This is a genomic window from Rhizobacter fulvus (assembly GCF_964020785.1).
Genome location: NZ_OZ224516.1, coordinates 5,367,224 through 5,383,381 on the forward strand (window position 1 = coordinate 5,367,224; position 16,158 = coordinate 5,383,381).

The window sequence follows — 16,158 nt, forward strand, 5'->3', positions numbered from 1 at the left end:
CGCCCTTCTCCGTCAGAAAGCCGCGATGCCGGTGATCGCGCGCCCGAGGATCAGCGCATGCACGTCGTGCGTGCCCTCGTACGTGTTGACGACCTCGAGGTTGACGAGGTGCCGCGCCACGCCGAACTCGTCGGAGATGCCGTTGCCGCCCATCATGTCGCGCGCGACGCGGGCGATGTCCAGGCTCTTGCCGCAGGAGTTGCGCTTCATGATCGAGGTGATCTCGACCGACGCCGTGCCCTCGTCCTTCATGCGACCGAGCCGCAGGCAGCCCTGCAGGCCGAGCGTGATCTCGGTCTGCATGTCGGCCAGCTTCTTCTGGATCAGCTGGTTCGCAGCGAGCGGCTTGCCGAACTGCTTGCGGTCCAGCGTGTACTGGCGGGCGCGGTGGAAGCAGTCCTCGGCGGCGCCGAGCGCACCCCAGGCGATGCCGTAGCGGGCGCTGTTCAGGCAGGTGAACGGGCCCTTCAGGCCGCGCACCTCGGGGAACGCGTTCTCCTCGGGGCAGAACACATTGTCCATCACGATCTCGCCGGTGATGCTGGCGCGCAGGCCGACCTTGCTGTGGATCGCCGGCGCGCTCAGGCCCTTGGCGCCCTTCTCGAGGATGAAGCCGCGGATCTGCCCGCCGTCGTCCTTGGCCCAGACGACGAACACGTCGGCGATCGGGCTGTTGGTGATCCACATCTTCGCGCCGGTCAGGCTGTAGCCGCCATCCACCTTCTTGGCGCGGGTGACCATGCTGCCGGGGTCGGAGCCGTGGTCCGGCTCGGTCAGGCCGAAGCAGCCGATCCACTCCCCGCGGGCGAGCTTGGGCAGGTACTTCTGCTTTTGCGCCTCGGTGCCGAACTCGTTGATCGGCACCATCACGAGCGAAGACTGCACGCTCATCATCGAGCGGTAGCCGGAGTCGACCCGCTCGACTTCGCGGGCCACGAGGCCGTAGCAGACGTAGTTGAGCGCAGCGCCGCCGTAGGCCTCGGGGATGGTGGCGCCGAGCAGGCCGAGCTCGCCCATCTCGCGGAAGATCGCCGGGTCGGTCGTGCCCTCGCGGAACGCCATCGTCACGCGCGGGGCCAGGCGCTCCTGGCAGTAGGCTGCAGCGGCGTCGCGCACGGCGCGCTCGTCGTCGGTGAGCTGCTGGTCGAGCAGCAGCGGGTCGTCCCAGTGGAAGGATGCTTTGGTGGTGGCCATCGGGGTGCTCTCCAGGTCGTTGAATCAGGTCGGAATCACGGCCGTGGCCTCGATCTCGACCTTGGCGCGGTCTTCGATCAGGGCCTTGACCTCGACCGCGGTCATCGCGGCGTTGTAGGACCCGATGATTTCACGAAACGCCCGGCCGATCTCCCGCCCGGCGGCGAGGTATTCGCGTTTGTCGGTCACGTACCAGGTCATGCGCACGATGTGCTCGGGCCGCCCGCCGGCCTCGGCCAGCACCGCGACGATGTGCTCGAGCGCCTGCCGCACCTGGGCGGCGAAGTCGTCGGTGTGAAACACGCCCTGCGCGTCCCAGCCGATCATCCCGGCGATGAAGACCTGGCGGCCGGTCGCGGCGACGCCGTTGGCGTAGCCTTTGGGGCGCGGCCAGCCGGGGGGGAGAAGAACTTCCATGGCGTTCATTCCTTGAGGGACGTGAAGGACGCGGCGCGCGCGTCCCTCAGCAGTTCGCGGGCGATGATCAGTTGCTGGACCTCGCTCGCGCCTTCGTAGATGCGCAGCGCGCGGATCTCGCGGTACAGGCTCTCGACCGGCCGTCCGTGCTCGACGCCGGCGCCGCCCCACATTTGCACCGCGGCGTCGATCACCTGCTGCGCGCCTTCGGTGGCGGCCAGCTTGGCCATCGCCGCCTCGCGGGTCACGTTGCGGCCCTCGTCGCGCTGCCAGGCCGCGCGGTAGGTCAGCAGCGCGGCGCTGTCGATCGTCAGCGCCATCTGCGCGAGCTTGGCCTGGGTCAGCTGAAAGTCGGCGAGCACGCCGCCGAACATCTTGCGGGTGGTCGCGCGGGCGAGCGCCTCGTCGAGCGCGCGGCGCGCAAAGCCGAGCGCAGCGGCCGCGACCGAGGTGCGGAACACGTCGAGCGTGCGCATCGCGACCTTGAAGCCCTCGCCGGCGGCACCGACGCGCTGGCCGAGAGGCACACGGCAGTCCGTGAAGCGCAACCGCGCCAGCGGGTGGGGCGCGATCACGTCGATCCGCTCGGCGATCTCGAAGCCCGGGGTGCCAGCGTCGACGATGAACGCGGAGATGCCGCGCGAACCGGCCGCCTCGCCGGTGCGCACGAACACGACGTAGAAGTCGGCGATGCCGCCATTCGAGATCCAGGTCTTCTCGCCGTTCAGCACCGCGTGGTCGCCATCGATGCGCGCTTCGCAGGCCATCGCCGCGACATCGGAGCCGGCGTCGGGTTCCGACAGCGCGAACGCGCTGATCGCCTCGCCGCGCGCGACGCGGCCGAGGTAGGCGTCCTTCTGGGCCGCGCTGCCGTCCAGGCTGATCGCACCTGAGCCGAGGCCCTGCATCGCGAACGCGAAATCGGCCAGCCCCGAATGCCGGGCCAGCGTTTCGCGGATCAGGCAGATCGCGCGGGTGTCGATCTGGTCGGACGCACCACCGTGCGCCAGCCCGCCGACCGCGTGACGCAGCCAGCCGCCCTGCCCCAGCGCGCGCACCAGCGACTTGCACTGCGCGTCGACATCGCCATGGGCGTCGGTGATGTGATGCGCCGCCCAGGCATCGAGCGCACGGGCCAGCGCGCGGTGCCGGTCCTCGAAGAACGGCCAGTCGAGGTAGCGAACGTCGGCCATGCTCAGTTGCCCTCGAACGTCGGCTTCGTCTTGGCGACGAACGCGTGGTAGGCCCGCGCAAAGTCCTCGGTCAGCATGCACAGCGCCTGCGCCTGCGCCTCGGCCTCGATCGCCTGCTCGATCGTCATGGCCCATTCCTGATGCAGCATGGTCTTGGTGATGCCGTTGGCGAAGGTCGGGCCGGCGGCCAGTTCGCGCGCCAGCGCGGTGGCCTCGTTCAGCAGCGCCTCCGGTGCGACGAGACGGTTGAAGAAGCCCCAGCGCTCGCCCTCCTCGCCGCCGAGCGCGCGCCCGGTATAGAGCAGTTCGCTCGCCCGGCCCTGGCCGATCAGGCGCGGCAGCATCGCGCAGGCGCCCATGTCGCAACCGGCCAGGCCGACGCGGTTGAACAGGAACGCGGTCTTGCTGCGCGCCGTGCCCAGCCGCAGGTCGGAGGCCATCGCCATGATCGCGCCGGCACCGGCGCAGACGCCGTCGATCGCCGCGACGATCGGCTGCGGGCACGCGCGCATCGCCTTGACCAGGTCGCCGGTCATGCGGGTGAACATCAGCAGCTCGGGCGCCTTCAGGCGAACCAGCGGGCCGATGATCTCGTGCACGTCGCCGCCGGAGCAGAAGTTGTCCCCGGCGCCCGCGAGCACGATGGCGTGCACGTCGGTCGCGTACTTCAGCGCGCCGAACAGGTCGCGCAGCTCGGCGTAAGACTCGAAGGTCAGCGGGTTCTTGCGCTCGGGCCGGTTCAGCGTGACGGTCGCGACGCCCTCGGCGGCGGCCCAGGCGAAGTGCGTGGCACGGTAGCCGGCGAATTGCCGGCGGTTGCCGGCGGCCAGCGCCGGATCGACGCGCTCCGGCGTCGCAAGGGTGTTCATGCCTTCTCCTCGGCAGGTTGGTCATGGTGGACGAGCTGCACGCGCAGCGCGCCCAGGTGGGTGTAGAGCTGCTGCACGGTCCGGGCGTCGAGGCCGGCGAACATCTCGAGGATCCACTGTTCGTGCTCGTGCGCCATCGCCTCGAATGCGCGGCGGCCCTTGGTCGTCAGGCGCACGATCCAGGCGCGGCGGTCGTCGGGGCTGGCCTCGCGCGCCACCAGACCGTCGCGTTCGAGCTCGTCGGTCAGGCCGGTGACGTTGCCGCCGGTCACCATCAGGTAGCGCGACAGCGTGCGCATCTTCAGGCCTTCGCGGTGGCGGAACAGCTGCGCCATGTAGTCGAAGCGCGCCAGCGAGATGTCGAAGCGCTCGCGCAGCCGGGTGCGGATCTCGGCCTCGATGTGGGTGGTGGTCGCGAGCATGCGCAGCCACAGCTTCAGCGCGGCGTGGTCGTCGCTGGCGGCGCGGCCCTCGTGGCCGAGCTCGTGCGCTTCGCTGAGCAGCGCGTGGGAGGCGTCGTGGTGCTTCATCGCGGTCCCGTTCAGACGCCGGGCGCCCGGTTCGCCTGTTCGATCGCGGAGCCGCCGGCGCCTTGCGCGGCAGCGGCCCGCTCGCGTTCGAGGTTGCGCTCGAGCTGCGACTTGGCCGCGCGGTACTGCTTCGGCCATTCGATCTCGGTGTAGCCGATCTTGGCGGACTCCAGCAGCGTCCACGCCGGGTTGGCGAGGTGCGGGCGCGCGATCGCGCACAGGTCGGCGCGGCCGGCGGCGATGATGCTGTTGACGTGGTCGGCCTCGCTGATCGCGCCGACCGCGATCGTCGCGATGCCGGCCTCGTTGCGCACGCGGTCGGCGAACGGCGTCTGGAACATGCGGCCGAACACCGGCTGCTCCTGCTTGCTCACCTGGCCGGACGAACAGTCGATCAGGTCGGCGCCGGTGGCCTTGAAGGCCCGGGCGATCTCGACCGCGTCGTCGGGCGTGATGCCGCCCTCGACCCAGTCGTGCGCCGAGATCCGCACCGACATCGGCAGCTGCGCCGGCCACACGGCGCGCACCGCCGCGAACACCTCGAGCGGGTAGCGAAGCCGGTTGGCGAGCGAACCGCCGAACTCGTCGGTGCGCTGGTTGGTCAGCGGCGAGATGAACGACGACAGCAGGTAGCCGTGGGCGCAATGCAGCTCCAGCCAGTCGAAGCCGGCCTCGGCGGCGAGCTGCGTCGCGCGGACGAAGTCGTCGCGCACGCGGTCCATGTCGGCGCGGGTCATCGCCCGCGACCAGTCGCTGACACCGTCGAGGTACTGCTGCGGCGAGGCCGAGAGCAGCGGCCAGTTGCCGGCCTCCAGCGGGCGGTCGATGCCGTCCCAGGCGACCCGGGTCGAGCCCTTGGCGCCGGCGTGGCCGAGCTGGATCGCGATCTTCGCGTCGCTGTTGCCGTGCACGAAGCCGACGATGCGCTTCCAGCCGTCGCGCTGCGCGGCATTCCACAGGCCCGGGCAGCCGGGCGTGATGCGCGCGTCGGCCGAGGTGCAGGTCATTTCGGCCACGACCAGCCCGGCACCGCCCATCGCGCGCGCGCCGAGGTGCACCAAATGGTAGTCGGCGGGCAGCCCGTCGACGCACGAGTACTGCGCCATCGGCGAGACGACGATGCGGTTCTTCAACGTCACGCTGCGCGCCGTGAAGGGCGTGAACATCGGCGGCACCGGGCCGTGGCCTGCGCCGCGCGGTGCGCCTGCCCGCTCGGCGATCCAGTCCTCGTAGTTCTCGACATACGCCTTGTCGCGCAGCCGCAGGTTCTCGTGACTGATGCGCTGGCTGCGAGTCAGCAGCGAATACGCGAACTGCTCGGGCGGCAGATTGACGTAGCGGTCGACATGCTCGAACCACTCGGTCGAGTTGCGCGCCGCGTTCTGGATCCGCAGCACCTCGATGCTGCGCAGGTCTTCGTAGTGCTGCAGCGCGGCGGCCAGGTCGCCGGGGTGCTGGGCGATGCTGCGCGCGAGCTCGATCGAGTCCTCGAGCGCGAGCTTGGTGCCCGAGCCGATCGAGAAATGCGCGGTGTGGGCGGCGTCGCCCATCAGCACCACCGGCGCGTGGCCGTTGTGGTGCACCCAGTGCTTGCAGACGACGCGCGGGAACTTGATCCACTGCGCCGAGCCGCGCAGGTGGCTGGCGTTCGAGATCAGCGCGTGGCCGTCGAGGTGCTTGGCGAACAGCCTTTCGCAGAACGCGATCGCCTCCTCCTTCTCCATCTTGTCCAGCCCGGCCTTGAGCCACACGCGCTCGGGCGTCTCGATGATGAAGGTCGAGGTCGTGTCGTCGAAACGGTACGCGTGGGCCTGGAACCAGCCGTGCTCGGTCTCCTCGAACGCGAACGTGAAGGCCTCGAACAGCTTGTGCGTGCCGAGCCAGACGAAGCGGCACAGGCGGGTGTCGATGTCGGGCTGGTAGGTGGCAGCGTGCTGAGTGCGGATGCGGCTGTTCAGGCCGTCGCTGGCGATGATCAGGTCGGCGTCGGGATAGGCATCGTCGCCCTGCACGTCGGTTTCGAACACGAGCTTCACGCCGACCTGCTCGCAGCGCGCTTGGAGGATGTTCAGAAGCCGCTTGCGGCCGATGCCGCAGAAACCGTGACCGCCGGAACGCACCTTGTGCCCGCGGATGTTGACCTCGATGTCGTCCCAGTGATTGAACGCATCGAGGATCTGCGCGGCGCTGGTCGGGTCGGCCGCCTGCAGGTTGCCCAGCGTCTGGTCGGAGAACACGACGCCCCAGCCGAAGGTGTCGTACGGCCGGTTGCGCTCGACGACGGTCACGTCGTGTGCCGGGTCCTGCTGCTTCATCAACAGCGCGAAGTAAAGACCCGACGGGCCGCCGCCGATGCAGACGATTTTCATGGAGTCATGAATCATTCAGTTATGAAGCATTTTGGAGTGCTCCCGGGTCGATGTCAAGCGGCGCTGCGCGACCAGGTTGCAGCCTTCGTGTAGGACAGACCCCCACCGCGAGACGCGTCCGCCGCCCACAGCCCCTCGCGGGGTGCGCACGTGTCACGAACGGATACGTTCGCATAACGTTTCGACATCGACAACCACAAGGAGAGAACTACATGACCCTGGGCACCATTCTTCTGATCGTCCTGATCCTGCTGCTGATCGGCGCACTCCCGAGCTGGGGGCACAGCCGTTCATGGGGCTACGGCCCGAGCGGCGGTCTCGGCCTTGTGCTGATCATCGTGATCGTGCTGCTGGTGATGGGCAAGATCTAGTCGACGCGGGCCACCGGGTGGCCCGCGCTATGCTTGGCAACACAGCCGCCGCCCGAGGCGGCTTTCCGCTGTCGCCAAGCCCATGTCCTCGTCGCGTCCGATCCCTTCTGCACCCGCGGTGCGCCTGCACCGTCCCGACGAAGACTGCATCCTCGTGCTGCAAGGCGGGGGCGCCCTCGGCGCCTACCAGGCCGGTGTGTTCGAGTCGCTGGCCGGCGTGTACAGCGAGCCCACCTGGGTGGCCGGCATCTCCATCGGCGCGATCAACGCCGCGCTGATCGCCGGCAACCCTGCCGAGCGACGGGTCGAGCGCCTGCGCGAGTTCTGGGATCTGGTCAGCTCAGCGGTCACCGCGCCGTCGCACCCCGCGCTGCCCCCGGTCCGGGAGCGCATCAACGAGTTCAGTGCCTCGCAGGCCATGCTGTTCGGCGTGCCGGGCTTCTTTTCTCCAAGATGGCCACCCGCCCCCGTCCAGCCCGCCGGCTCCGTCGGGTCGATCAGCTGGTACGACACCGCGCCCTTGAAAGCGACGCTGGAACGGCTCGTCGACTTCGACCGCATCAACGCCGGCCCGCTGCGGCTGTCGATCGGTGCGGTCAACGTGCGCAGCGGCAATTTCGAGTACTTCGACTCGACGAAGCAGGCCATCGATGCCCGCCACATCATGGCCAGTGGCGCGCTGCCGCCGGTCTTCCCGCCGGTCGAGATCGACGGCGAGCACTACTGGGACGGCGGGCTGGTCTCGAACACGCCCCTGCAGTACGTCCTCGACCAGCCCGGCCAGCGCCGCCGCGTGGTGTTCCAGGTCGACCTGTTCCCGGCCACCGGCGCGCTGCCGCGCACGCTGGCCGAAGTCACCGAGCGCGAGAAGGACATCCGCTTCTCGAGCCGCACCCGGCTGAACACCACCAACGAACTCGATCGTCAGGTGATCGCGCAGGCGGCGCGGCGCCTGATCGACAAGCTGCCGCCCGCGCTGCGCGACGACCCGGACGTGCGCGCCCTGGCGCAACTGCGCCCCGAGTACGCCGTCGACGTGGTGCACCTGATCTACCGCAGCAAGCACTACGAGAGCCAGTCGAAGGACTACGAGTTCTCGCGCCTGTCGATGCGCGAGCACTGGGACGCGGGCCGCACCGACATGGCGCACACGCTGCACGACCCGCGCTGGATCGCGCACCGGCGCGCCGACGGCGGCGTGCACGTCTTCGATCTGACCGCAGAATCCCGATCGACATCCATAGCCCACCATCTCACAGCACAGGGGAACCGTTCATGAAGCTCAAGGACAAGGTCTGCATCGTCACCGGCGCGGCCAGCGGAATCGGCAAGGCCATCGCGCAGACCTACGCGCGCGAAGGCGGCAAGGTCGTCATCGCCGACCTGAACAAGGCCGCCGCGCAGGCCGCCGCCGACGAGATCACGGCGTCCGGCGGCACCGCGATGGCGGTGGCGATGGACGTGACCAGCGAGGAGCAGGTCGATGCGGCGGTGGCCGAGGTCGTCGCGGCCTGGGGCACGGTCGACGTGCTCGTCAGCAATGCCGGCATCCAGATCGTGCACCCGGTCGAGGAGTTCCCGTTCGCCGACTGGAAGAAGATGCTCGCGATCCACCTCGACGGCGCGTTCCTGACCACCAAGGCGGTCGTGCCGCTGATGCAGAAGTCGGGCACCGGCGGCTCAATCATCTACATGGGCTCGGTGCACTCGAAGGAAGCGTCGGTGCTGAAGTCGGCCTACGTGACCGCCAAGCACGGACTGATGGGGCTGTGCAAGACGGTTGCCAAGGAAGGCGGCAAGCACAAGATCCGCGCCAACGTGATCTGCCCGGGCTTCGTGCGCACGCCGCTGGTCGAGAAGCAGATCCCGGAGCAGTCGAAGGCGCTGGGCATCAGCGAGGAGGACGTGGTGAAGAAGGTGATGCTGAAGGACACGGTCGACGGTGAATTCACCACCGTCCAGGACGTGGCCGAAGTCGCCTTGCTGTTCGCCGGCTTCGAGACCAACGCGTTGACCGGCCAGTCGCTGGTGGTGAGCCACGGCTGGTTCATGCAGTGATCGAACGGGGGCTGCCGTGATCCACTGGCTGCGCGGCCCCGACGATCCGCTGCCCGCGACGGGCCTGGCGCTGCCGCTGGGCAGCGATGCCCCTGGCCTGCTGGCCGCCGGCGGCCACCCGACGCCGCAGCGCCTGGCCGAGGCCTATTCGCGCGGCATCTTCCCCTGGTACAGCGAAGGCCAGCCGGTCTTGTGGTGGTCCCCTGACCCTCGCATGGTGCTGCTGACACCGGAGTTCCGCCTGTCGCGCTCGCTGCGCAAGACGGTGCGGCGGTTCGCCGCCGACGCGCGCTGCGAACTTCGCATCGACACCGCGTTCCGCCGCGTCATCACCGCCTGCGCGCAGACGCCGCGCGAGGGGCAGGACGGCACCTGGATCGTGCCCGAGATGATCGAGGCCTACTGCGAATGGCACGCGCTCGGCCATGCGCACAGCGTCGAGACCTGGATCGACGGCGAGCTGGTCGGCGGCCTGTACGGCATCGGAATCGGCCGCATGTTCTTCGGCGAGTCGATGTTCGCGCACCGGACCGACGCCTCGAAGATCGCGTTCGCCGCGCTGGTGTGTTTCTGCCGCGAGCACCGGGTGCCGATGATCGACTGCCAGCAGCACACGAGCCACCTCGCCTCGATGGGCGCGCGCGAGCTCCGTCGCACGGAGTTCGAGGCCCGCCTGTCCCGCAGTCTGGGGGAACCGCCGATCCTCGATTGGACCTATGATTTGTCGATGTGGCGACATCTCGACGATGCCGCCGCCCAGCGCCCTGACCAGGATCCCGGCCAGTGACCCACCCGAAAGAACTTCCGCTCGCCTCGCTGCAGTTCTATGCGACGGCCCCCTACCCCTGCAGCTACATCGAGGGCCGCCGGGCGCGCTCGCAGGTGGCCACGCCCAGCCACCTGATCCACGCCGACGCCTACTCCGGCCTCGTCGCCAACGGCTTCCGGCGCAGCGGGATGTTCACCTACCGGCCGTATTGCGACGGCTGCAAGGCCTGCCTGCCGCTGCGCATCCCGGTGGCCCGCTTCGTGCCCACGCGCAGCCAGCGCCGCGCCGTCAAGGCCCATGCGCGGCTCGAAGCGCGGGTGCTGCGGCTGTGCTTCGTGCCCGAGCATTACCAGCTCTACCTGCGCTACCAGGCCGGCCGCCACGAAGGTGGGGGCATGGACCACGACAGCGTCGACCAGTACACCCAGTTCCTGCTGCAGAGCCGGGTCAATTCGCGGCTGGTCGAGTTCCGCGAGCCGGGCGTCGACGGTCGGCCGGGCGTGCTGAAGATGGTCTCGATCCTCGACGTCCTGAACGACGGACTCTCGGCGGTCTACACGTTCTACGAACCCGAGCCGCACACCAGCTACGGCACCTACAGCGTGATCTGGCAGATCGAGCAGACGCGGCTGCTGAAGCTGCCGCACGTCTACCTGGGCTACTGGATCGGCCAGAGCGGCAAGATGGCGTACAAGGCGCAATTCCGCCCGCACGAGCTGCTGGTGAACGGGCAATGGCAGGACGGCGATGCCAGCGCGGCGGAGCCGGCCGCGGCTACGCCGTCAGCCGGCTGACCACCTCGTCCGCCAGCGCCAGGCTGGAGGTCAGCCCGGGCGATTCGATCCCGTACAGGTTCATCAACCCGTCGATCCCGTGCTCCGCCGGGCCCTGCAGCACGAAGTCGTGCGCGACCTCGCCGGGCGACTGCAGCTTGGGCCGCACGCCGCTGTAGGCCGGCTGCAGCGCGCCGGCCGGCAGGCCGGGCCAGTACGCACGGATCGCGGCCTCGAAACCTGTCGCGCGGCCCGGGTCGACGCGGTAGTCGATGTCGTCCGGCGTCGCGGGCGCGATCCATTCCACGTCGGGGCCGAAGCGCGCTTGTCCGGCCAGGTCGAGCGTCAGGTGCACGCCCAGGCCGGCGGCCTCGGGAATCGGGTAGATCAGGTGCGTGAACGGCGCCCGGCCCGCGAGCGAGAAGTAGTTGCCCTTCGCGTAGCGCGCCAGCGGCACCTGGGCCGGCGCGAGGCCGGCGACGCGGGCGGCCACCGCCGGCGCCCACAACCCCGCAGCATTGACGACGAAGCGCGCGGCCAGTTGCATCGGCGTGTCGCCACCGATCGTGACCACGTGCGCGTCACCGCCGCGCTCCAGCGCAACGAAGGGCGACAGCAGCGCGAGCGCGCCACCGGCGGCTTCCAGGTCGCCCTGCAGCGCCAGCATCAGGCCGTGGCTGTCGACGATGCCGGTCGACGGCGAGTGCAGTGCCGCGATCGCCGCCAGTTCGGGCTCGAGCGCGCGCACCTGCGACGCGTCCAGCGGACGCAGGTCGTGCACGCCATTGACGGCGGCCTGCGTGCGGATCTGCTCGAGCTTGCCGCGCTGCGCCTCGTTCGTCGCAACCAGCAACTTGCCGCAACGCCGGTGTTCGACGCCATGCGTTTCGCAATAGCGGTACAGCGCCTCGCGACCGGCGACGCACAGGCGCGCCTTCAGCGAGCCGGCCGGGTAGTAGATGCCGGCGTGGATGACCTCGCTGTTGCGCGAGCTCGTGCCGGTGCCGATCGCGTTGGCGCGTTCGAGCACGATCGTCTCCAACCCGCGCCGGGCCAGGGCTCGCCCGATCGCCAGCCCGACGACGCCCGCGCCGATGACGACCGCGTCGACGCGGTCCATCAACGCGCCGCGCCAGGCTCGAGGTGCGCGGCGAACTTGCCGAGAAACCCCTGCAGGAAACCGCGCGTCTTCTCGTCCGTCACGCTGAAATCGTCGGCGATCAGGCCGGGCTTGTTCTGGAGGTAGACCTCGGCCTGGCCGAGCAGCCGCACGCCGCAGCTGGCCAGCACGCCGCGCAGCTGCGACTGCGCGACCGCCGTGCCGATCGCGCCCGGGCTGGTGCCGACGATGGCCGTGGGCTTGCCGGGCCAGACGCTCTGCCCCATCGGCCGCGAGCCCCAGTCGACCACGTTCTTGGTGACCGCCGGGATGCCGCGGTTGTACTCGGGCGTCACGAACAGCGCGCCGTCGGCAGCGCCGAGTTCGCGCTTGAGGCGCAGCACGCCGTCGGGAGGCGACTGCCAGAGGTCGTCGTTGTAGAGCGGCAGGTCCGACAGGTCGAGCAGGTTCAGTTGCAGCGCGGGGCCGGCCAGCCCGGCGAGGGCGTGGGCGAGCCGCAGGTTGATCGATTCCCGGCGCAGGCTCCCGACGATGACGGCGACCTGGTGCATGGTCATTCCCTTCCGCCGTGGCCGGCGTGATGAACATGCACCGAAGTCTACGCGGCGTGCCGCCGCGTCGAGTCGATCAGGGCGTGGCCTTGATCAGCACGACCACGTCGTTGAAGTCGGGTTCGCCGGGACCGCCGAAGCCGTCGTCGAAGGTCAGCGTCCAGCCGCTGGCGAAGTCGCCGGCGACGCGGATCGTCGGCGGATACGCCAGCTTGGACGTGCCGGACAAGCCGGACAGCACCGCGAACTGGAGTTCGGTGTTGATCGGCAAGGTGGCACCGCCGTTCAAGGCCACGACAGTACCGATCGCATTGAAGCAGCCGTCGCCGAACAACGTCTGCTGCACCGGCGCGGTCAGGTTCACGACATTGCCGTGGGCGGAGCAAGATGAACTGACGAGGGTTGCCGTTACCTTCGACGCCTGGGCCAGCAACAGCGAGCAATTCCCTCCGGTGCAGTTCAACGAGGTGGCGGGCGGCGAGACCGGGATGCTTTGCGTGTTGGTGCTGACCTTGCCGGCCGCATCGGTGACCGTGAGCCTTACGGTGTACGTCTTCAGTTCGGCGGTCACGTAGGCGTGGGTGGTGGTGGCCGCGGATGCGGTGGCAGTGCTGTCGCCGAAGTCCCAGCTGCGCGACTGGAAGACGCTGCCGGCGTCGAAGGTGCTCGTGTCGTTGAACACGCAGGTGAGCGCCGTGCAGCTGACGGTGAAATTGGCATGCGGCGCGGCCGGCGCGGGCGCTGCCGTGACAGTGACGGACCGGGTGAGCGTCGACTTCAGGCCGAACTTGTCGGTAACGGTCAACGAGACGCTGTAAGTGTTAGCCGCAGCATACGCATGAACCGGACTGGCGACGGTTGACGCCGCAGAGCCATCGCCGAAATCCCAGCTGTAGGAAGCGACGCCATCGCCGACGTCGGCATCGGAACTGGTGTCGGTGAAGGTGCAGGTGAGGTCGCTGCACGCCAGTGCGAAATTCGCGATCGGCGTGGTGTCGGCAATGCTCGAGCCGCCGCCACCGCCTCCGCCGCCGCACGCCGCCAAGCCCAGAAACGGCACGAGCGCCAAGGCGCGGAACCAGTTGTTGTTCATCATCTTTATCCCTGTAGGTGACGCGTTGGCCTGCACGCGAACTGTGGGAAATATCGCCCAATCAAGCGCTTGTTGCATGTAGGACATCACGACTATGCGTTGACGTGTTACCGACGAGCGACAGATTACCGATGTCGCACGCGTGCGCTGACCCGTGCAACCCCCCAACTCGGGGCTGTGTCTCTGCGCCGAGACGGCGGCCCGACAGAGTTGCGCATCACGACCGACTCGTCCCTCGACTGTCCCAGAACGGACATTCGCGTGCGACACGCCGACCCCCCTAAGTTACAAACCGTCACGTCCCGCAGCAGCCTTGCGGGTCGACTGCAACTTCACCTGAACTTAGAAACCATGAGCAAAGTCCTTTCCGCCATCGGCATCGCCGCCGGTCTGCTGATCACCAGCCTGTCCGCTTCGGCCCAGAACCTGGTCACCAACGGCAGCTTCGAGACCACGAGCGGCATCACCGCGTCGTCGGTCATCACCAACTCGGACTTGCCCGGCTGGACCGTGAACTACACGGGCACCTTCGCGGGCGCCGCGTACAAGTTCGCTGCCGTCTACTATTCGGCTGCGGCGGCCACGACGACAGGCGCCACCGGCACGGACGACCAGGATCCATACTGGGTCATGGCAAGTCTGAACGCGAAGGACAGCAGCGACGGCGGTCACTTCATCGCGATCGACGGCGACCCGGGCTTCAGCGCCGTGCTGAGCCAGACCATCAGCGGCCTGACCGTCGGCCACACCTACACGCTGTCGTTCCTGATGGCCGGTGCGCAGGAAGACGACAAGTTCGGCAACACGACCGACAGCTGGCGCGTCACCTTCGGCAACCAGACCCGGGATTCCACGATCATCACCAACACCACGCACGGCTTCACCGACTGGATCAGCCAGTCGATGACCTTCACCGCGAGCAGCACGAGCCAGATCCTGTCGTTCCTGGCCGTCGGCACGCCAACGGGCCTGCCGCCGGTCTCGCTGCTGGACGGCGTGTCCCTGGTCGACAGCACCGTCCCGGCCGTGCCGGAACCGTCGTCGTGGGCGATGCTGCTGGCCGGCGTCGGCGCGATGGGCTTCATGCTCCGCAAGCGCAACAACTGAGTCCCCACCCCGTCGGACCAGTTCCGACGCTCACGCCGGGCCACGCCAGCGCGCCGCCCGGCGTTCCCGTTTCCGCCCTGCTCGATGCAAACGCTCCAACACCTTCTCGTCGACGTGGCCCGACTCGGCGTCTGGCTGGCGCTGCTGAGCGCCGTGTTCATTCCGCTCGAGCGGCTGTTCGCCGTTCGGCCGGCACGGTGGTGGCGCGCGGAAACGCCGACGCACATCGGCTACTACTTTCTTTCGAGCCTGCTGCCGGCCGCGCTGATTGCGCCGCCGATGGCGCTGCTCGCCACCGCCCTCCACCGCACGATGCCGGCGGCCTGGCAGACCTGGGCCGCGGCCCTGCCCGCGCCCGCGCGCTGGACGCTGGCGCTGGTGCTCGCCGAGGTCGGCATGTACTGGGGCCATCGCTGGAGCCACGCGTGGCCGCTGCTCTGGCGCTTCCATGCCACGCACCACGCACCGGAACACCTGGATTGGCTCTGCAACACCCGTGCGCATCCGGTCGACATGGTATTCGTCCGCCTGTGCGGGCTGGTGCCAGTGTACGCATCGGGCCTGCTGCAGGTGCAGGACGGCCACGCGCAATCGATCGCGTTCGCGTTGGTGACGACCGTCTGGGGTTTCCTGATCCACGCCAATCTGCGCTGGCGCTTCGGCGTGCTGGAACACATGGTGACGACGCCAGCCTTCCATCACTGGCACCACACCCGCCACGGCCCGCTCGACCGCAACTACGCGACGATGTTTCCATGGATCGACCGGCTGTTCGGTACGCTGCACCTGCCACGCGAATGGCCCGCGGCCTATGGCATCGACAAACCGACGCCGCCGTCGATCTGGCGACAATTGGTGGCGCCGTTCAGGCGCTGACGATCGGTCCGTGATGGTGGGCGGTGAGGGTTTCGAACCCCCGACCCCAACAGTGTGAATGTTGTGCTCTACCCCTGAGCTAACCGCCCTGTTCGCGAAGATGTCGCGTGTTCGGCGTGGTGTGGGGCACGCGCCGGACAGCCTTGGATTATGCCACAGCGGCCTCGAGACGCCGCCAGACCGTCTTGCCGCCGCTGGCCTTGTCGAGCTCGCCCAGCACCGCGGCATGTGCCTCGAGTTCGGCCTCGCTGGCCAGGATCACCGGCAGCACGAAAGCACTGAAGTCGATCGCCTCGATGACGCTGCCGCTCGCGCTGCCCTCGCCGGTGTCGATCACCAGCGCGTTCTGGCCGCGCGTCATGCGGATGTAGACCTCGGCGAGCAGCGCCGCGTCGATCAGCGCGCCGTGCAGCGAGCGGTTGGAGTTGTCGACTTCGAGCCGGCGGCACAGCGCGTCGAGCGAATTCGCCTTGCCCGGGAACAACTCGCGCGCCATCGCCAGGCTGTCGGTGACCTGGCGCACGAAGCCCGGGAACTTCGGCCGGCCCAGGCGCCGCAACTCCTCGTTCAGGAAGCCCACGTCGAACGCGGCGTTGTGGATCACGATCTCGGCGCCGTCCACGTACTCGAGGAACTCGTCGACGACCGCCGCGAAGCGCGGCTTGTCGGCGAGGAAGTCGTCCGTCAGGCCGTGGACCTTGACCGCGTCCTCGTGGTTCGGGCGCTCGGGGTTGACGTAGAAGTGCAGGTTGCGGCCGGACAGGCGCCGGTTGAGCATCTCGACGCAGCCGATCTCGATGATGCGGTCGCCGGATTCGGGATTCAGGCCGGTGGTTTCGGTGTCGAGGAAGATCTGGCGCATCGAAGG

General features: G+C 68.7%; 17 protein-coding genes and 1 tRNA gene. 7 read left to right on the forward strand and 11 right to left on the reverse strand.

Annotation, left to right across the window (positions count from 1 at the left end; translation table 11 throughout):
• Positions 1-12: 12 nt before the first annotated feature.
• Genes ACWH49_RS25380 through ACWH49_RS25405 form a run of 6 tightly spaced genes read right to left on the reverse strand, consistent with a single transcriptional unit; the run spans position 13 to position 6,572 of the window.
• Positions 13-1,194: an acyl-CoA dehydrogenase gene (locus ACWH49_RS25380; RefSeq protein WP_448173961.1), complete on the reverse strand. Its 1,182-nt coding sequence runs from the start codon at positions 1,192-1,194 to the stop codon at positions 13-15.
• Positions 1,195-1,218: 24 nt separating this feature from the next.
• Positions 1,219-1,611, reverse strand: coding sequence for a RidA family protein (locus ACWH49_RS25385; protein ID WP_056463424.1), 393 nt, complete (start codon positions 1,609-1,611; stop codon positions 1,219-1,221).
• Positions 1,612-1,616: 5 nt separating this feature from the next.
• Entirely contained in the window at positions 1,617-2,804 is a 1,188-nt protein-coding gene (locus tag ACWH49_RS25390; RefSeq protein ID WP_448173962.1) for an acyl-CoA dehydrogenase family protein, read from the reverse strand.
• Positions 2,805-2,806: 2 nt separating this feature from the next.
• Positions 2,807-3,673: an enoyl-CoA hydratase family protein gene (locus tag ACWH49_RS25395; protein ID WP_448173963.1), complete on the reverse strand. Its 867-nt coding sequence runs from the start codon at positions 3,671-3,673 to the stop codon at positions 2,807-2,809.
• Complete coding sequence (locus ACWH49_RS25400) at positions 3,670-4,203, reverse strand: MarR family winged helix-turn-helix transcriptional regulator (RefSeq protein WP_056463431.1); 534 nt, start codon at positions 4,201-4,203, stop codon at positions 3,670-3,672. Before ACWH49_RS25400 ends, ACWH49_RS25395 begins: the two co-directional genes overlap by 4 nt.
• 11 nt (positions 4,204-4,214) lie before the next feature.
• Positions 4,215-6,572, reverse strand: a complete 2,358-nt coding sequence (locus ACWH49_RS25405; protein ID WP_448173964.1) for a bifunctional salicylyl-CoA 5-hydroxylase/oxidoreductase — start codon at positions 6,570-6,572, stop codon at positions 4,215-4,217.
• Positions 6,573-6,784: 212 nt separating this feature from the next.
• Between ACWH49_RS25405 and ACWH49_RS25410 the strand changes: the two genes are divergently transcribed.
• From ACWH49_RS25410 to ACWH49_RS25430, 5 genes are all read left to right on the forward strand, one after another.
• Positions 6,785-6,943 carry a DUF3309 family protein gene (locus ACWH49_RS25410; RefSeq protein WP_082548784.1) on the forward strand — a complete coding sequence of 53 codons (159 nt, stop codon included), beginning with the start codon at positions 6,785-6,787 and terminating at the stop codon, positions 6,941-6,943.
• Between the two features lie 82 nt (positions 6,944-7,025).
• Positions 7,026-8,222 (forward strand): patatin-like phospholipase family protein, encoded by a 1,197-nt coding sequence (locus ACWH49_RS25415; RefSeq protein WP_448173965.1) that lies wholly within the window; start codon positions 7,026-7,028, stop codon positions 8,220-8,222.
• Entirely contained in the window at positions 8,219-9,001 is a 783-nt protein-coding gene (locus ACWH49_RS25420; protein WP_448173966.1) for a 3-hydroxybutyrate dehydrogenase, read from the forward strand. The genes ACWH49_RS25415 and ACWH49_RS25420 overlap by 4 nt, the downstream gene beginning before the upstream one ends.
• A gap of 16 nt (positions 9,002-9,017) precedes the next feature.
• Complete coding sequence (aat, locus tag ACWH49_RS25425) at positions 9,018-9,788, forward strand: leucyl/phenylalanyl-tRNA--protein transferase (protein ID WP_448173967.1); 771 nt, start codon at positions 9,018-9,020, stop codon at positions 9,786-9,788.
• Entirely contained in the window at positions 9,785-10,564 is a 780-nt protein-coding gene (locus tag ACWH49_RS25430; protein ID WP_448173968.1) for an arginyltransferase, read from the forward strand. Before aat ends, ACWH49_RS25430 begins: the two co-directional genes overlap by 4 nt.
• On the opposite strand, the gene ACWH49_RS25435 is transcribed toward ACWH49_RS25430, so the two are convergent.
• The 3 genes from ACWH49_RS25435 to ACWH49_RS25445 all read right to left on the reverse strand — a co-directional run bounded on the left by ACWH49_RS25435 (position 10,545) and on the right by ACWH49_RS25445 (position 13,394).
• Positions 10,545-11,663: an NAD(P)/FAD-dependent oxidoreductase gene (locus tag ACWH49_RS25435; RefSeq protein ID WP_448173969.1), complete on the reverse strand. Its 1,119-nt coding sequence runs from the start codon at positions 11,661-11,663 to the stop codon at positions 10,545-10,547. The two genes, ACWH49_RS25430 and ACWH49_RS25435, sit on opposite strands and share 20 nt — an antisense overlap.
• On the reverse strand, positions 11,663-12,220 hold the full coding sequence (locus tag ACWH49_RS25440; protein WP_448173970.1) for an NADPH-dependent FMN reductase: 558 nt from the start codon (positions 12,218-12,220) through the stop codon (positions 11,663-11,665). Before ACWH49_RS25440 ends, ACWH49_RS25435 begins: the two co-directional genes overlap by 1 nt.
• A 70-nt stretch (positions 12,221-12,290) precedes the next feature.
• Positions 12,291-13,394, reverse strand: a complete 1,104-nt coding sequence (locus ACWH49_RS25445; protein WP_448173971.1) for a PKD domain-containing protein — start codon at positions 13,392-13,394, stop codon at positions 12,291-12,293.
• 264 nt (positions 13,395-13,658) lie between these two features.
• Between ACWH49_RS25445 and ACWH49_RS25450 the strand changes: the two genes are divergently transcribed.
• Both ACWH49_RS25450 and ACWH49_RS25455 read left to right on the forward strand, forming a co-directional pair.
• Complete coding sequence (locus tag ACWH49_RS25450; protein WP_448173972.1) at positions 13,659-14,414, forward strand: PEPxxWA-CTERM sorting domain-containing protein; 756 nt, start codon at positions 13,659-13,661, stop codon at positions 14,412-14,414.
• A gap of 84 nt (positions 14,415-14,498) precedes the next feature.
• The gene (locus ACWH49_RS25455; protein ID WP_448173973.1) at positions 14,499-15,290 is read left to right on the forward strand and encodes a sterol desaturase family protein; all 792 of its coding nucleotides are present in this window, start codon (positions 14,499-14,501) and stop codon (positions 15,288-15,290) included.
• A 14-nt stretch (positions 15,291-15,304) separates the two neighbouring features.
• Here the strand turns inward: ACWH49_RS25455 and ACWH49_RS25460 are convergent.
• Positions 15,305-15,379: transfer RNA gene (locus ACWH49_RS25460), tRNA-Val, on the reverse strand.
• A 59-nt stretch (positions 15,380-15,438) separates the two neighbouring features.
• A complete protein-coding gene (gene dnaQ, locus ACWH49_RS25465; protein WP_448173974.1) occupies positions 15,439-16,152 on the reverse strand; it encodes a DNA polymerase III subunit epsilon in 714 nt (237 codons plus the stop codon).
• Positions 16,153-16,158: the final 6 nt, after the last annotated feature.

Coding starts and splice junctions, on each gene's coding strand:
- ACWH49_RS25380 (WP_448173961.1), bottom strand. CDS start 1,194: ATGGCCACCACCAAAGCATCCTTCCACTGGGACGACCCGCTGCTGCTC.
- ACWH49_RS25385 (WP_056463424.1), bottom strand. CDS start 1,611: ATGGAAGTTCTTCTCCCCCCCGGCTGGCCGCGCCCCAAAGGCTACGCC.
- ACWH49_RS25390 (WP_448173962.1), bottom strand. CDS start 2,804: ATGGCCGACGTTCGCTACCTCGACTGGCCGTTCTTCGAGGACCGGCAC.
- ACWH49_RS25395 (WP_448173963.1), bottom strand. CDS start 3,673: ATGAACACCCTTGCGACGCCGGAGCGCGTCGATCCGGCGCTGGCCGCC.
- ACWH49_RS25400 (WP_056463431.1), bottom strand. CDS start 4,203: ATGAAGCACCACGACGCCTCCCACGCGCTGCTCAGCGAAGCGCACGAG.
- ACWH49_RS25405 (WP_448173964.1), bottom strand. CDS start 6,572: ATGAAAATCGTCTGCATCGGCGGCGGCCCGTCGGGTCTTTACTTCGCG.
- ACWH49_RS25410 (WP_082548784.1), top strand. CDS start 6,785: ATGACCCTGGGCACCATTCTTCTGATCGTCCTGATCCTGCTGCTGATC.
- ACWH49_RS25415 (WP_448173965.1), top strand. CDS start 7,026: ATGTCCTCGTCGCGTCCGATCCCTTCTGCACCCGCGGTGCGCCTGCAC.
- ACWH49_RS25420 (WP_448173966.1), top strand. CDS start 8,219: ATGAAGCTCAAGGACAAGGTCTGCATCGTCACCGGCGCGGCCAGCGGA.
- ACWH49_RS25435 (WP_448173969.1), bottom strand. CDS start 11,663: ATGGACCGCGTCGACGCGGTCGTCATCGGCGCGGGCGTCGTCGGGCTG.
- ACWH49_RS25440 (WP_448173970.1), bottom strand. CDS start 12,220: ATGACCATGCACCAGGTCGCCGTCATCGTCGGGAGCCTGCGCCGGGAA.
- ACWH49_RS25445 (WP_448173971.1), bottom strand. CDS start 13,394: ATGTCCTACATGCAACAAGCGCTTGATTGGGCGATATTTCCCACAGTT.
- ACWH49_RS25450 (WP_448173972.1), top strand. CDS start 13,659: ATGAGCAAAGTCCTTTCCGCCATCGGCATCGCCGCCGGTCTGCTGATC.
- ACWH49_RS25455 (WP_448173973.1), top strand. CDS start 14,499: ATGCAAACGCTCCAACACCTTCTCGTCGACGTGGCCCGACTCGGCGTC.
- dnaQ (WP_448173974.1), bottom strand. CDS start 16,152: ATGCGCCAGATCTTCCTCGACACCGAAACCACCGGCCTGAATCCCGAA.